The sequence below is a fragment of the Burkholderia sp. PvR073 genome (assembly GCF_054055695.1).
The window spans coordinates 40,753-54,606 of record NZ_JBSRXO010000022.1; the positions used below are offsets into that span (position 1 = coordinate 40,753).

At 63.3% G+C, this 13,854-nt stretch carries 17 protein-coding genes and 1 pseudogene; 15 read left to right on the forward strand and 3 right to left on the reverse strand.

Going from position 1 to position 13,854, the window contains the following annotated elements; all coding sequences use genetic code 11:
* Positions 1-269: 269 nt before the first annotated feature.
* Together ACVK00_RS33620 and ACVK00_RS33625 are read left to right on the forward strand one after the other, a co-directional pair.
* Complete coding sequence (locus tag ACVK00_RS33620; protein WP_284901292.1) at positions 270-770, forward strand: Ohr family peroxiredoxin; 501 nt, start codon at positions 270-272, stop codon at positions 768-770.
* Between the two features lie 116 nt (positions 771-886).
* Positions 887-1,888: a bestrophin family protein gene (locus ACVK00_RS33625; protein WP_354123389.1), complete on the forward strand. Its 1,002-nt coding sequence runs from the start codon at positions 887-889 to the stop codon at positions 1,886-1,888.
* Positions 1,889-1,970: 82 nt separating this feature from the next.
* On the opposite strand, the gene ACVK00_RS33630 is transcribed toward ACVK00_RS33625, so the two are convergent.
* From ACVK00_RS33630 to ACVK00_RS33640, 3 genes are all read right to left on the reverse strand, one after another.
* Positions 1,971-3,524 carry a DHA2 family efflux MFS transporter permease subunit gene (locus tag ACVK00_RS33630; RefSeq protein WP_284901296.1) on the reverse strand — a complete coding sequence of 518 codons (1,554 nt, stop codon included), beginning with the start codon at positions 3,522-3,524 and terminating at the stop codon, positions 1,971-1,973.
* A 103-nt stretch (positions 3,525-3,627) separates the two neighbouring features.
* Positions 3,628-4,953 (reverse strand): HlyD family secretion protein, encoded by a 1,326-nt coding sequence (locus ACVK00_RS33635; RefSeq protein WP_284901298.1) that lies wholly within the window; start codon positions 4,951-4,953, stop codon positions 3,628-3,630.
* 39 nt (positions 4,954-4,992) lie between these two features.
* The gene (locus ACVK00_RS33640; RefSeq protein ID WP_354123388.1) at positions 4,993-6,510 is read right to left on the reverse strand and encodes an efflux transporter outer membrane subunit; all 1,518 of its coding nucleotides are present in this window, start codon (positions 6,508-6,510) and stop codon (positions 4,993-4,995) included.
* A gap of 424 nt (positions 6,511-6,934) precedes the next feature.
* Here ACVK00_RS33640 and ACVK00_RS33645 point away from each other — a divergent pair, with 424 nt between their 5' ends.
* From ACVK00_RS33645 to ACVK00_RS33705, 13 genes and pseudogenes are all read left to right on the forward strand, one after another.
* Positions 6,935-7,435, forward strand: coding sequence for an Ohr family peroxiredoxin (locus tag ACVK00_RS33645; protein WP_284901324.1), 501 nt, complete (start codon positions 6,935-6,937; stop codon positions 7,433-7,435).
* A gap of 179 nt (positions 7,436-7,614) precedes the next feature.
* A complete protein-coding gene (locus tag ACVK00_RS33650) occupies positions 7,615-8,094 on the forward strand; it encodes a carboxymuconolactone decarboxylase family protein (protein ID WP_284901300.1) in 480 nt (159 codons plus the stop codon).
* A gap of 4 nt (positions 8,095-8,098) precedes the next feature.
* Positions 8,099-8,503 carry a cupin domain-containing protein gene (locus ACVK00_RS33655; protein ID WP_284901301.1) on the forward strand — a complete coding sequence of 135 codons (405 nt, stop codon included), beginning with the start codon at positions 8,099-8,101 and terminating at the stop codon, positions 8,501-8,503.
* A gap of 378 nt (positions 8,504-8,881) precedes the next feature.
* A pseudogene (locus ACVK00_RS33660) lies at positions 8,882-9,040 on the forward strand (S-(hydroxymethyl)glutathione dehydrogenase); the annotation flags it as partial.
* Between the two features lie 22 nt (positions 9,041-9,062).
* On the forward strand, positions 9,063-9,638 hold the full coding sequence (gene gfa / locus ACVK00_RS33665; RefSeq protein ID WP_166725426.1) for an S-(hydroxymethyl)glutathione synthase: 576 nt from the start codon (positions 9,063-9,065) through the stop codon (positions 9,636-9,638).
* A gap of 904 nt (positions 9,639-10,542) precedes the next feature.
* Positions 10,543-10,746, forward strand: coding sequence for a cold-shock protein (locus tag ACVK00_RS33670; RefSeq protein WP_006754718.1), 204 nt, complete (start codon positions 10,543-10,545; stop codon positions 10,744-10,746).
* A 244-nt stretch (positions 10,747-10,990) separates the two neighbouring features.
* Positions 10,991-11,146, forward strand: coding sequence for a hypothetical protein (locus ACVK00_RS33675; RefSeq protein ID WP_166725427.1), 156 nt, complete (start codon positions 10,991-10,993; stop codon positions 11,144-11,146).
* A gap of 340 nt (positions 11,147-11,486) precedes the next feature.
* The gene (locus tag ACVK00_RS33680) at positions 11,487-11,771 is read left to right on the forward strand and encodes a hypothetical protein (RefSeq protein ID WP_006754720.1); all 285 of its coding nucleotides are present in this window, start codon (positions 11,487-11,489) and stop codon (positions 11,769-11,771) included.
* 46 nt (positions 11,772-11,817) lie between these two features.
* Positions 11,818-12,027, forward strand: a complete 210-nt coding sequence (locus tag ACVK00_RS33685) for a hypothetical protein (RefSeq protein WP_284901308.1) — start codon at positions 11,818-11,820, stop codon at positions 12,025-12,027.
* 33 nt (positions 12,028-12,060) lie between these two features.
* A complete protein-coding gene (rpsU, locus tag ACVK00_RS33690; RefSeq protein ID WP_006754722.1) occupies positions 12,061-12,273 on the forward strand; it encodes a 30S ribosomal protein S21 in 213 nt (70 codons plus the stop codon).
* A gap of 9 nt (positions 12,274-12,282) precedes the next feature.
* Entirely contained in the window at positions 12,283-12,489 is a 207-nt protein-coding gene (locus ACVK00_RS33695) for a hypothetical protein (RefSeq protein ID WP_041491760.1), read from the forward strand.
* Between the two features lie 545 nt (positions 12,490-13,034).
* Complete coding sequence (locus ACVK00_RS33700) at positions 13,035-13,250, forward strand: hypothetical protein (protein WP_081467260.1); 216 nt, start codon at positions 13,035-13,037, stop codon at positions 13,248-13,250.
* Between the two features lie 135 nt (positions 13,251-13,385).
* On the forward strand, positions 13,386-13,670 hold the full coding sequence (locus ACVK00_RS33705) for a hypothetical protein (protein ID WP_284901317.1): 285 nt from the start codon (positions 13,386-13,388) through the stop codon (positions 13,668-13,670).
* Positions 13,671-13,854: the final 184 nt, after the last annotated feature.

Sequence of the window (13,854 nt, forward strand, 5' to 3'; positions counted from 1 at the left end):
CAGTGCCCCGATTGGTGTCCGACGGGAAACATTGAATCGCCCGCGACGGCCATACCGTCGCCCGGTGCGCTCCGCTAGCATGGAGGCGTCCTTCTCCGTGGACGAACCCGGATTCGGGCTGCACCGGAAGATCGCCGCATTCCGCATACGATCGTTCGCTCCACCTGTTCGTGAAGACGCCATCTGCCCGGGCGGTGCAGCCCCCTTCGCAACACGCTTCGACACACGAACGACGGGGATCGAAGCGTCGCTGAACTCGAGCACGCATCATGAACGACAACAAGCTGCAGGCCCCTCCGCTTTCCCTCCTCGACAGGTATCGGGGCCGGGATTTCCAGCCGCTCTATACGACGAGCGTCACCGTGTCCGGTGGCGAGACGGGACACGGCCGCGCATCCGGCGTCGTGCGCTCGGACGACGGGAACCTCGCCGTCGATCTGCGCCTGCCCACCGAGTTCGGCGGCCCCGGCAACGGAACCAACCCCGAGCAATTGTTCGCGGCGGGCTTCGCCGCGTGCTTTCACGGTGCCCTGAATCTGCTCGAGCAACGCGCCGGCATGGAACCCGCCGATACGGTCGTGGAGGTGCGGGTTTCGTTCGGCCGCGATCCGATGGACGGCGGCCATGCATTGCTCGTCGACGTCCAGGTCCGGATGCCCGGCGTGGATCGAAGCATCGCGGAAGAACGGGTGCGAGCCGCGGAGCGCCTGTGCCCGTACGCAAAGATGGCCAGACAAGGCACCGTCAATATCGTGACCGTCGTCGACTGACGCGACGCCCGTCGGGCGGTAGCGGCACCTGTCCGCTGAAGACCTTCGTTGCTGCTCCCTCGCGCCTGACCGCTGCGCGTTCCGGGACACGCTGAGTCCTCGATGAGGCAAATGAAATGCATCTCGGAAAATCGTACAAGCTGTCGGAATTCCTGATCTGGACGCGCTGGAACATCTACCAGCTCTTCGTCTTCGGGACTGTGCCGGTCATTCTGTACAAGTTCCTGTGCGTCACATGGTTGTCGATCCCGCTGACGATCGTGGTTCTCCTCGGAACCGCGACGTCGTTCATCGTCGGCTTCAAGAATGTCCAGACGTACAACCGGGCAACGGACGCGCTGGACATCTGGACCGAAATCGTGAGCAAGAGCCGTCGCTGGGGCCAGCTCGCGCGCGATTTTGCCGACGACGAGGCGATTTCCCGAACGCTGATCGATCGGCACCTTGGATGGTTGACCGCGCTGCGATATGACCTGCGTCGCCCGCGGATCTGGGAAAGCACGAGCAAACGCTACAATGCGGAGTACCGCCGGTTCTATCGCGTGCCGGAGTGGGAACAGGACATCAAGGAAGTGTTGCCGAAATACCTGTCACCGACTGAAACGGCACAGGCGCTCTCTTCTGCGTCCATCGCAACCTTCGTGCTGAACCTGCAATGCAGTGCGCTCAAGACGCTTCACGCGGCCGGTCAGCTGAATACGAGCTTCTACATGGAGCTTCACAAGACGATCGGCGATTTCATCGCGCTCCAGTCGAGATCGGAACGTTTCAAGAACTTCCCGTATCCGCGACAGTACGCGACCGTCAGCTCGCTGTTCGTCCGGTTCTTCTGCCTGTCCCTTCCATTCGGTCTTCTGAACGAATTCAACCGGTTGAACGATAGCGTGAGCGGCTTCATGCACGGCAACATGGTATGGCTGGTGGTGCCATGCAGCGTCGCGGTATCGTGGATGTATACATCGCTCGATCAGGTCGGCGAAGGCACCGAGAATCCGTTCGAAGGCGGTGCGAACGACGTTCCCATTTCGACGCTGTGCAGCACGATCGAGCGCGATCTGAAAGCGATGCTCGGAGAACCGGCCGGCCACCCGTGCGGCCACACGATCATCGCGCTATAGGGAACCGGGCGTCTTCTCGCTGGCATCGGGCCGAAGGCAGCGCACGCCCGATCACCTCCGTACGATTCCCGGCGGGCCTCGTTCAGTGCCCACCGCCCGCCATGCCACCACCGCCCCTGGCGGGCTTGGTGAGCCAGACCAGCGGGACGATCACGATGAAGATGATCGACGACAACCAGAAGATATCGTTCAGCGCGAGCATCGCGGCCTGTGCATTCAGCGTGCGTTCGAAGAACGTCGTGGCCTGATCCGCGCCGCCGCCGAGCGTCGCCTGCAGTTGGGCGATGGCACTCGCATAGGCCGGGTCGTTCACGCTCGATTGCTCGGCGAGCCGGGCATGATGCAGGATCGTCCGGTCGTTCCATCCGGTCGAGATCAACGACGTGCCGACGCCGCCCGCGAATACACGCACGAAATTGGACAGGCCGGCGGCCGCCGGGATGCGCTCGGGCGTCAACCCCGACAGAATGATCGCGGTCAGCGGCGTGAAGAAGAGCGCCATCGGAATACCCTGCAACAGGGTCGGCAGCACCAGCGTATAGGGGTCGACGCCCGTCGTGTAATGCGAGCGCATGAAGAACACGCCTGCAAAGCCCAGGAACGCCAGCGTCGCAAGCACCCGCGCATCCGACTTCGGCATGATCTTCGCCATCAATGGCGCCAGCAGCACGGCAAAGATCCCGAGCGGCGCCGTCACGAGTCCGGCGTCCACCGATCGATAGCCGAGATAGCCCTGAATCCATTGCGGCAGGATCACGAGATTCGAGAAGAACACCGCGTACGCGACCGAGATCGCAATCGTGCCGCCGCGGAAATTGCGCAACGCGAAAAGGCGAATGTCGACGATCGGGTTCCGCTCCGTGAACTCCCAGATCAGGAAGAACAGGAAACTGATGGCGGCGATGACGGCAAGCGTGCAGATCACGGGCGAACTGAACCAGTCGAGGTCCTTGCCTTTGTCGAGCATGATCTGCAGCGTCGCGACCCACACGATGAGCGACATCAGGCCGACCTTGTCGATCGGGACCTTGCGCACCTGCGTCTCGCGGTCGCGATAGATCATCCACGTGACGCCGGCCGCGAACAGGCCGACGGGAATGTTGATGTAGAAGATCCACGACCAGCTGTAGCTGTCGGTGATCCAGCCGCCCAGCGCAGGACCGGCGATCGGGCCGACCGTCGCGGTCATCGACCATAGCGCGAGCGCGGTGGCGCTTTTCGCCTTCGGATACGAACCGAGCAGGATCGCTTGCGACAGCGGAATCAGCGGCCCCGCGACGACGCCCTGCAAGACGCGTGCGGCGAGCAGCATGAGCAGGTTCGGCGCGACACCGCACAACCACGACGAAAACACGAACAGCACGATCGCGGCCACGAACAGCCGGATCTGCCCGATGCGCTGCGTGAGCCAGCCCGTCAGTGGAATCGCGACGGCATTGGCCGCGGAGAACAGCGTGATCACCCACGTGCCTTCGTCGACCGAGACGCCGAGGTTGCCCGAGATGGTCGGAATCGCGACGTTGGCGATCGACGAATCGAGCACGTTCATGAACGTCGCGAGCGCGACGGCGAGGGTCGCAAGGATCAGCTTTGCGCCCGTCAGCGGCGGCGGTGCGGGTTGGGTTGAGGAATGCATCTCGCTTCCACTCCGGAGTAACGACCGCGCCGGCGTATCGAGCCGGCCGGTCAGACGATGGGATCGACCGGCGCGCGACAGTCACGCGCACCGGGTCGACGGTTCAACTGGCGCGCGGCGTCGTGCCGCGTGTGTCGCGCGTGTCACGTGTGTCGTGCCTGGCGGAAGCCGCCGGCGATCCGACATGCCCCGTCGCCCCCGCCTGCCCGATGACGACGTTTCGCGCGATGATCTTCTGGATCTCGGCATCCGCCTGTGCGCCGTATTCGGCAAACACGTTCGTGCGATACGACGTGTTCATCGCCGCGCCGAGCTGCGGGCCCGTGTCGTCGCGCGTATCCACATCGACATCCATCGACAGTCCGATACGCAGCGGATGCGCGTCGAGTTCCTTCTGGTCGAGCTGGATGCGCGCGGGCAGACGCTGAACGATCTTGATCCAGTTGCCCGTCGCGTTCTGCGCGGGCAAGCTCGCGAATGCGCTGCCCGTGCCGGCCGAGAAGCCGACCACGCGGCCGTGGTACTCGACCTTTCCGCCGTACACGTCGGCCGTCAACGTGACGGGTTGACCGATGCGCATGTTGCGCAGCTGGCTTTCCTTGTAGTTCGCATCGACCCACACGCCGTCGAGCGGCACGATCGCCATCAACGGCATGCCGGGCGACACGCGCTGGCCGACCTGAACCGAACGCTTCGCGACATAGCCGGTGACGGGCGCGGGCAGGACGTTGCGCGCGTACGCCAGATACGCGTCGCGCACTTTCGACGCGGCCGCCTGCACGTTCGGGTGCTGGTCGATCGTCGTGCGGGCGGTCAACGCGCGGTTGGCTTGCGCCTGCTGACGCGCGGCGTCGAGCGCGGCCCGCGCGGCCGCCACGGTGTCGCGCGCGTGCGCGATGTCTTCGGCCGACACGGCTCCCGGGTCGGCCACGGCCACGCGGCGGCGCAGATCGTCCTGGGCACGCGCGAGATCGGACGCCTTCTGGGCGACGTTCGCCGCATACAGGTCGTCGTTCACGTAAAGACTGCTCACCTGCCGCACGGTCTGCCCCAACGCCGCTTCGGCGTTGCCGAGCGCGACTTTCGCATCGGCGTGGTCGAGCGTGACGACCGGATCGCCCGCCTTCACGATCTGCGTGTCGTCGGCATTCACCGCCACGACGGTGCCCGCCACCTGCGGCGTCAGTTGCACGAGATTGCCGCTGACGTAGGCGTCGTCGGTGGATTCGTGATAGCGCGCAACCGTCAGGTAGTACACGCCATACGCGATCGACGACGCGACGACCGCCGCCGCGAGCAGCGCCAGCAGCAAGCGGCGCCGTCGCGTCGCGTCTTCGCTTGCGACCTCGTCGCCTCCCTGCGGCGACGGGGCATGATTCACGCGTGCGGTTTCGGCCGGCTTGCGAACCAGCGGGTTGATTTCACTCATTTCAATTCTCCAGGCAAATTCGATGAATCGAACCGCCGCTCAGCGCGCGGCGACAGCGGGCACGGCCGCTGCGGGCACCTCGGCACGTGCCGCGGCCCCCGAGCCGGCGAACGACGTATCGACGAAACCGCCACCCAGCGCGGACGCCAGCGCGATCTGACGATCGCGGCGGTCCATGCGCAGATTCGCGACGCCCTGATCGGCGGAAAGCGCGTTGACGTCGGCGTTCAACACGGTCAGTTGATTCGTGAGACCGGCCTGGTACTGAGCAAGCGCGAGCGCGGCAGCTTTCAGCGCGGCTTGCTGCGCAGCCTGCGCATCGTCCAGTTGCGCGTCCGTCGACCGCACGCCGGCGATTTGCGTCGCGACCTCGCTCAACGCGGTGACGAGCGCCTGGTTGTAGGTCGCGACCGCGTAGTCGAAGTCCGCGTAGCGGCCCTTCAGTTGCGCGCGAAGCGCACCGGCGTCGAAGATCGGCAGGTGGATTGCCGGTCCGACCGACGCGGTGCGGCTCGCTGCCGTGAGGAAGCGCCCGAAGCCGAATGCATCGAGTCCGATCGCGGCGCTCAGGTTGATGTCGGGATAGAACTCGGCCTTCGCTTCCTTCACGTCGTGTGCGAGCGCATCGACGCGCCACCGGGCGGCCACGATGTCGGGGCGCCGGCTCACGAGATCCGCGGGCAGATTGTCGGGGAGGCGAACCTCGCTGCCGCGGCCGAGCATCGGGCGCGCGATCTGCAGGCCGCGATCGGGGCCCGCACCCATCAGCGCGGCGATCTGATAGCGCGTCGCGAGAATCCGGCCGTCGAGCGATTTCAGCGACGCGCGGCTCGTCGCGAGATTCGCGCGGGCCGTCTCGCGCTCGACCTGCGTGTCGAGCCCGGTCGCGATCCGGCCTGCGGCGATGCGATCGATCCGCTCGCGCTGATCGATCTCCTGTTGCGCGATGTCGTGCAACAGGTACAGGCGGGCAAGCTCGTTATAGGTGCGCGCGATCGACGTCGTGAGCGTCAGCCTGACCGTTTCCGCGTCGGCGCGGCTCGCCTGAAGCGCCGACACCGACGCCTTCAGCGCCTCGCGCTTCTTGCCCCAGAGGTCGAGTTCGTACGAAGCGCCGAGGATGCCGCGGTTCTCCGTCTGCCACGATCCGCCATACGGCGGCGGAACAAGCGCCGTTCCGGAGAATTGCTCGCGTGTGAGCGCATAGCTGGCGTCGATGCGCGGCATCGTCCCCGCTCGCGCGGATTCTCCATAAGCCTGCGCGGCGGCCACGCGCGCCCGCGCCTGATCGAGTGTCGGGCTGTTTTTCAATGCCTCGTCGATCAATGACTTCAACTGCCCGTCGCCGAACTGGTCGGCCCAATCCGCGGTGGGCCAATGCCCTTGCTCCAGCGGAAGGCTCTGTTGCGTCACGTACTGCCGTGGATCGGTCATCGCTGCATCGCCGTGAATGCCGGCGTAATTCGCGCATGCCGACAACCCGATCGCGACGATGGCCGGCACACCGGTCTTGCGCAGGTTCGACGTGAGACGTCCAACGATTGAAAGCATGTCCATTGATCGTCTCCTTACAGGGCGCCATCGAAAACCGGATGCCTCGACCGCGTTGCCGTGCCGGAATACTAGGAGCCGCGTTGATGCGCAGGTAGACCTGCATCGGAACACTTTCCCGTTCCTCATCGGCACCAATCGGTCGCGCCACCGCAGTCGTGGAAAGATCAATGCGTCCGAGCGCCCGTCGTTGTCGCCGTATTGGTACGGATTGGGCAACACCATGCATCCCGAGCCGATCTGGTCCGGCGGCGCGTCTTTACCTAGCATGCGAGAGCGCGTCGGAGGCCATCGTTCGAACGAGGGTCACGGGGATCGCCTTGCTGGCAAGGCCTGCATCCTTGCGCCGATGCGCGTCGACGCACCACGCACCGTCCGGACACGCAAGGTTCGGAACGTTCGCGTTCGCCGATTACAGACCGGGAGAGATATGGAGAACGAGAGGTTGCAACCTCCGCCGCTGACACTGCTCGACAAATACCGGGGGCGGGAATTCGCCCCGCTCTACACAACGACGGTCACCGTCTCCGGAGGCGAAGCCGGGCACGGCCGTGCTTCGGGCGTCGCGCGATCCGACGACGGCTGTCTCGTCCTCGATCTGCGGTTGCCGACCGAGCTCGGTGGCCCGGGCGGCGGGACCAACCCCGAACAGCTTCTTGCCGCCGGCTACGCCGCGTGCTTTCACGGCGCGCTGAGCCTGCTCGCGCAACGCGAGCGAATCGACATTCGCGACGCCACCGTGGCCGTCGAAGTGACGTTCGGTCGTGATCCGATGGATGGCGGATATGCGCTGACCGCCAACGTCACCATCCGCATGCCGGGTGTCGACCGGCAGGTCGCGGAACGTCTTGTCCGCGACACGGAGCGCCTGTGCCCCTATACGAAGATGGCGCGGCAGGGCATCTGCAATGTTCTCGCCGTGTCGACGTGACTGAAGCTCGCCGACATACGTGGCGGACGATTGGTGCCGAGGAGACAACAGAGTGCGCACGCCCCCGATACTACTGGCCCGCGAGACCCGCGATTACGATGGCTGCCAAGCGGGTCGTGCGATCGATCGCGATACGCAGGGCCGGCAGTACCCGCTTCCACAAATCAGGAGAACGGATCATGACGCAACGTATCAACTACTTTCAGCAATCGCCGGAATTCACCAAGAAACTCGTCGAGCTCGACGGGTTGTTTCAAAAGACGACGATCGAAGTGCCGGTCCGCGAGCTCGTCGAGATTCGCGCATCGCAACTGAACGGGTGCGCGTTCTGCGTCGACATGCACGTCAAAATGGCCCGGATCCACGGCGAGCGCGAACTGCGCATGCATCACGTCGCGATCTGGCGCGAGTCGACGCTGTTTTCGCCGCGCGAGCGCGCCGCGCTCGCATGGACCGAAGCCCTGACGCATCTTTCGTCGGATGGCGTGCCGGATGATCTCTACGAACGCGTGCGCGCCCACTATTCCGAGAAGGAGCTGTCGGATCTGACCTTCCTCGTCGGTGCGATCAACTGCTGGAACCGGCTGAATGTCGCGTTCCGCATCGTGCCCGGATCGTTCGACAAGACGTTCGGGCTCGACAAGGCCAACCTGGAGTAACGACATGAAACGCATCATGCTTACTCTTGCACCGCTTGCGCTGTCGCTGCTGATGCCCGTTCAGCCGGCCGCCGCCGCACCTCAAGCCACGGTTACAACGCTGACCACGGAGCCGTTGCCCGAGTATCCGGGCAAGGAGGCCGAGATGATCGTCGTGGATTATCCGCCCGGCAGCGTCGATCCCGTTCATCGTCACGACGCGCACGCATTCGTCTATGTGCTCGACGGCAGCATCGTGATGGGCCTGAACGGTGGGAAGGAGGTCACGCTTCACGCCGGCGACACATACCACGAAGGCCCGAAGGACATCCACACGGTCGGACGAAATGCCAGCAGCACGAAGCCGGCAAAATTCGTCGTGTTCATGATCAAGAACCAGGGTGCGCCGATCCTCACACCCGTGAAATAGCGGGATCATCGTCGTGGCCCGGCTACGCCGGGCCCGCGCCGCCTGCTCAGCGTACCGGAAGCCCGCTCGTCGGCCCGGTACGCAGGCTGTGCGGCGCATACGGCTCCATGCAGCCATATGCGCCGCCGCATCACGGTGCGTCATCAGAGACGTCGAGGTCTTTCCTCAGGTAACCCTCGTTCGCCCCGCACATCGCCGGTATACTCCCCACCAGTATCCGTCATATACTCCCCCCCAGTTTCAGACCAACCACGAGAGGCGATCTAAAAGGCGCAGAATCGGGGCAGGTTCTTGCGCGCGCACACGTCGCGCAAAAGGGCAGATCGATGCGCTCGCGCGTGCCGGAGCAACGCGCCAAGTGCGGATCGATTTGCCGGCAAGGGCTGCTCGCAACTGCCCGGCATGGTCGAGGACGCAATGAACGGCAAGGTCGAGCTTGCGCCGTTCGTGACACACGCGAAATCGCTCTCCGAAATCAACGAAGCATTCGCTCCGATACGCAAGGGGAAGTCGATCCGAGCCGTCGTTCACCAGTGAAGCATCGAAAAGGAGCATGAACATGTCCGTCGCCATTCATCCCGCCGTCGATCGCGGCATTCAAAAGGGCGCCGCCGATTTCGCGGGCGGTACGCTGCGCTGCCTGTGCACGCAGGATCCGGTCGAGGTTCGGGTCGATGCGCAGGTCGCATTCAATCACGCGTGCGGCTGCACGAAGTGCTGGAAGCCGGCCGGCGCGCTGTTTTCCGTCGTGGGCGTCGTGCCGCGCGACAAGGTCACCGTGACCGCACATGGCGAGAAACTGCGCGTCGTCGACGACAAGGCGTTGATTCAGCGCCATGCCTGCTCCGCATGCGGCACGCACCTGTTCGGACGCATCGAAAATGCCGACCATGCGTTTTACGGGCTGGATTTCATTCATACCGAACTGTCGCCGGATACCGGCTGGGACGGGCCCGGTTTCGCTGCGTTCGTGTCGTCGATCATCGAGAGCGGCACGCCGCCGTCGTTGATGGCGGACGTGCGCGACACGCTGCGCGGCAAAGGGCTGGAACCCTACGATTGCCTGAATCCGCCGCTGATGGATGCGCTGGCAACGCAAACGGCGAAAGCCAAGGGGACATACCGGGAGGCTTGAGTTCATCGTCACGGCCGGCGCGCGGCGGGAAGCTGCGCGTCGTGCCCCCTCGTGGGGCTCGCGAACGCCGCGGTGCCGCGTTCCAGGGCACTGACCACCGCGGCCTCCAATTACGACAGCGTTTTCGATTCCGGCTCGTCCTCGACGAGCAGCACGCACCGGACGGCCCTTCTCTCCTTCGCACCGACCAGGACCTAATTCTCGGGCGCCGATGGAAGCGGAATCCAGTGCGTATACCCGGACTGCGAGTCCGCCACGTCCTCGAATCGCGCGACGACCGCGAATCCTCCGTGAGTCCACGCCAACACGTTAAGCGCCTGATCGGCATCAAGACGCGTCGGACAGTGTTGACTCGTCCTGATCCAATTCTGGCTTTTGCGTGCGCCCTGCCATCCATCCCATGCAGCGGCCACCCGTGTGCCCCTGACGTAGCCGTCCTGGTCACGGACCCGGTTGACGACGTCGGCGCGATATTCGCTTGGCGTATCGCGAAACCACCATTGCTTAAACAGCTCTCGTTCGGTTCTCACAGACGCCTCCCAACACAGTTTTGCGTCAAGCTCATTACGCAGAGTGAGCCGTCGCTGATTTCATCAGACGTCGAGCATTTGTTATTCCCGCGTCACGGCTCCCGTCATCGCAACAACTTGTGCGTCTGGGGACTGACGACGCCCAAACTGGCCCGAAATCCGTCGGGAACGAACGAGGGTCGTGTTCCGCTCTTGACCGAAAACGCTTGACACCTATGTCGCCGCCGCGTACTGTCGGCCGTGAAGTATTCAAGAAGCGCGACTGCTGCTCATCATCGACCGCGAACTGCGGTATTCGTTGTCCTCTCCCTCCTTGATTATTTTCCCGCGTCCATTCGTGGCGCATCCGTTCGTCTATTCTCAGGAGATCTAATATGGATACCGGTACTGTTAAGTGGTTCAACGACGGCAAGGGCTTTGGCTTCATCACGCCCGACAAGGGCGGCGACGATCTGTTCGCTCACTTCTCCGAAATTCGCGGCGACGGTTTCAAGACGCTCGCCGAAGGCCAGAAGGTCAGCTACGAGACCAAGAGCGGCCCCAAGGGCCTGCAGGCAGCGAACATCACCCCGCTGTAACCGTCTCAAGCCTCAATTCGCGCAAGGAGCGACGCGTTGCCGCCGCTCCTTGTGTCATGCATGGCTTCGCGGCGCCACACGTCTCGATGCCGGCCCGACTGGTCCGTCCGCTTCGCAGGGAGACATTGAACCTGCGTGCAGGCAGATGCCCCCGCATGGTGCGCGTGTTCGACCGCGCATGTGCGCTCGGCTCGGACCAGCCATCCTCGCAGGATCGCGCACGCGACGCAGCAGGAGAATTTCCATGACCCAATATCAGTCTCGCGGCAACAAGGCGCCTCCGCGTACCAAGCAGCCCGCGATGTTGCCCAAGCTCGGCACGGCATTGAACTGGGTGCCGCCGAAAGAATCCTCGATCACGAAACCGCAGCAAAAAAAGCGCCCGACGTCGGCGCAATAGCGACCGAGAGCGCGGCTGCACAAGCAGCAGCGGCTGTCGCGCAACCTGTTGCAGTGCGAGGCGAAGCCGGTCACGATCCGTCACCACGCGCCTGCCGGGTTGCAGGATGTAATACGGAATAAGTTGGAGGCCCGGCGAACGATGCGCGTATGATGGGCTTATCCGAGCGATCATCAGCCCTCCGAACGCTCCCCTCCACCACCGCGCGCTTGTTGCATCCCCCTCCGCCGCGCTGCAATTTTGTCCCTTTCACCCCCGCCGGCCCGCCCGACAATGGACGGATATCGGCCGGACGAGTTCGACCGTGCTTTTCGCCACGGCCGAACGACAGGAGTTTGTCATGAGCATGCATTCCTACCGTGGATTCGAGATATATCCACTGATTTACCCGCACGTACCGGCAGCGAATGGTGCTCCGCACAACTACGACGCCGGCTTCGACGCAGCAGTCAGGATTTGTCTTCGCGGTGCGACGGACACACAGACGCAAAGCCAGACTTACCGGCTTCGCGATAACGGGCCGTTCGGTACTGCCGGTGACGCACGTCGTGCATCGGTGCGCTATGCCGAGAACATCATCGACGACAATCGCGAAACACACGCGTTCCTATCGAACGCAGGCTGAGGCGGCTACCCCGCCGATGCGATGCGTCGGCAATCTGGAGAGCAACATGGTCATTGACGAACTACTCGCATTGATCGGACGGCACGAGGTTGCGTGGGCCGACACGATCTCGCTGGCCGGAATCTCTGATTCGGCACTGTGTCATCAGCAAGAGTTGCAAATGTACGGCGCAATACGCGCGCTCTCGATGGGTGCCGGACACTCGGAATTCGAGTCCGACGAGATAGCGAGCGCCGTCATGACACGACTCGGCTAATTTCTTATTCGAACGTTCTCAAACAGGGCAACCATGACAACCGTCACACTGAAAGTCAACGAACCTATCGATGTCGCACTGCGCCGATTCCGCCGTGACATCGAGAAAACCGGGTTGATTCGCGAGCTACGCAGCCGCACCGGCTATGAAAAGCCGACGACGGAACGCAAGCGCAAAAAAGCCAGTGCCGTTGCCAGGCAGCGTCTGCGCGCGAAGCGCATGTTGCCCCCGCGCAAAATGTACTAGGAGCGCATCGTGTCCAACCTGCCGGCCGACGCCCCACCGTTTTTCCCGTTGACGAAATGCCAGGTGGATTTCGATCGACAGAAAGACATGGTGACGCTACTGCCGAGCTTCTATGCGTTCGGCTGTGAGTACACCAGCCGCGGCCTCCTGATCGGCCGGGACGATGCCTTCAAATTGATTGCAGCCATCGAGAAAGCGCTCAGCGTTCAAGGCTGAGCCGGCGCGGACGCTTCACAAGCATCAAAAAGCAGAAGACCAACCATGCGCGTCGCGACCCGGTACGTGGACTTGCTCTGTTTCCTTGTTGCCCTTCAATTGGTCACCAAAAGGAAAACGCGCGAATGGTTGTCACCCTTTCAGCTCGTGGAATCACTGCAGGCATGGCTGATCGTCCACCGCGCGAAATGCGAGTGGCGCGATCGTGTCTGGATAGGGCACGCGTCTCTTCAGATCGCGAAGGCCGTCCACTCCGTGGACGATCCTGCGCGCCCGGAGCGGCTTCCTGGCGTTGAAGACGACTCGACAGCCCGCCACCGAGGCGTGCTCGCCAATCGGTCGGGCCTGCGGATAAAGTGCATTCGGTACCTTCGAGAGCATGTCTGATAGTGGCTGCGCGCGCACGGGGACGAACCAAAGCGGGTGGGTGAGTTACCGATCCGGTCAGGCAGCCGGCCGGATCACGAAAAGCTCTTTCCGGGCACCCGCCTTCACCGGACTCGTCGACCACGTAGCCCGCGACAACCCTAAACCTGGAGGAGCCCATGCTCTTCAATTCGACACGGTTCCGAATCGATCCGACACCACGCAGGGCCGATGGACAGTACATCGCACATGCGAGGATTACCACGTTACTCGTCGACGGAGATGAGCGGCAGGTCCTCTGCAGCGGCGATCTGGCTGCCTTCGAACGCCGCGACGATGCAGTTGCGCACGCAGCGAAATGGGGGGAAGGTTGGTTGACCGCACAATTTGGCTGAAAATGGGAAAGTCGGCGCACGCACGTGAAGCACGTAGCTGACGGCCGCTTCCTTCCACATCGATAGCCCCACGCAGACGGCCCGGTTGGAAGAAGTCCGATTTGCCAACGCCATCCGAGACGAAGCCACACCGCGATGATCAATGACCCAACGTCCATCCCCCACTACCTTGTCCTGCTGAGCGGCTGGCAGCCCTATGTGCTGGATATGGAGCGCATCGTCATCCGACGGGAAGCCAGTCGGTTGTTGCTGGCGTTCGCACGGACGCGCGGAAAACTCGAGCGTATCGACGGTGACGAATGGAACATGTTTTCCGACGCACAAAACCTGTCGACACTCGAGCGTGGGCAGGCGCGGTTCTACGCACTGGTAAAAGGGACCGAAACCGAGCATCAGCTGCGGTTGCTCGCCGTTCTCTGAAATTCGATTTCCGAGTGGGGCACGGCGCGGTGAGATTCGACCGCGCTACCTGAATACCGATCGTTCCATTCACCGCACGCAAGGCGCAGCTTGACGTCCTCACCCGCCTAAAGGCAGGTGATTCCCACACCTGGCGATGCACGTCCGCATCGGAGAATGTTCAGCGCAGCGTTGATATCACGAT

Coding starts and splice junctions, on each gene's coding strand:
- ACVK00_RS33650 (WP_284901300.1), top strand. CDS start 7,615: ATGACGCAACGTATCAACTACTTTCAGCAATCGCCGGAATTCACCAAG.
- ACVK00_RS33625 (WP_354123389.1), top strand. CDS start 887: ATGCATCTCGGAAAATCGTACAAGCTGTCGGAATTCCTGATCTGGACG.
- ACVK00_RS33655 (WP_284901301.1), top strand. CDS start 8,099: ATGAAACGCATCATGCTTACTCTTGCACCGCTTGCGCTGTCGCTGCTG.
- ACVK00_RS33630 (WP_284901296.1), bottom strand. CDS start 3,524: ATGCATTCCTCAACCCAACCCGCACCGCCGCCGCTGACGGGCGCAAAG.
- ACVK00_RS33705 (WP_284901317.1), top strand. CDS start 13,386: ATGATCAATGACCCAACGTCCATCCCCCACTACCTTGTCCTGCTGAGC.
- ACVK00_RS33645 (WP_284901324.1), top strand. CDS start 6,935: ATGGAGAACGAGAGGTTGCAACCTCCGCCGCTGACACTGCTCGACAAA.
- ACVK00_RS33700 (WP_081467260.1), top strand. CDS start 13,035: ATGCTCTTCAATTCGACACGGTTCCGAATCGATCCGACACCACGCAGG.
- rpsU (WP_006754722.1), top strand. CDS start 12,061: ATGACAACCGTCACACTGAAAGTCAACGAACCTATCGATGTCGCACTG.
- ACVK00_RS33675 (WP_166725427.1), top strand. CDS start 10,991: ATGACCCAATATCAGTCTCGCGGCAACAAGGCGCCTCCGCGTACCAAG.
- ACVK00_RS33670 (WP_006754718.1), top strand. CDS start 10,543: ATGGATACCGGTACTGTTAAGTGGTTCAACGACGGCAAGGGCTTTGGC.
- ACVK00_RS33680 (WP_006754720.1), top strand. CDS start 11,487: ATGAGCATGCATTCCTACCGTGGATTCGAGATATATCCACTGATTTAC.
- ACVK00_RS33620 (WP_284901292.1), top strand. CDS start 270: ATGAACGACAACAAGCTGCAGGCCCCTCCGCTTTCCCTCCTCGACAGG.
- ACVK00_RS33685 (WP_284901308.1), top strand. CDS start 11,818: ATGGTCATTGACGAACTACTCGCATTGATCGGACGGCACGAGGTTGCG.
- ACVK00_RS33640 (WP_354123388.1), bottom strand. CDS start 6,510: ATGGACATGCTTTCAATCGTTGGACGTCTCACGTCGAACCTGCGCAAG.
- gfa (WP_166725426.1), top strand. CDS start 9,063: ATGTCCGTCGCCATTCATCCCGCCGTCGATCGCGGCATTCAAAAGGGC.
- ACVK00_RS33635 (WP_284901298.1), bottom strand. CDS start 4,953: ATGAGTGAAATCAACCCGCTGGTTCGCAAGCCGGCCGAAACCGCACGC.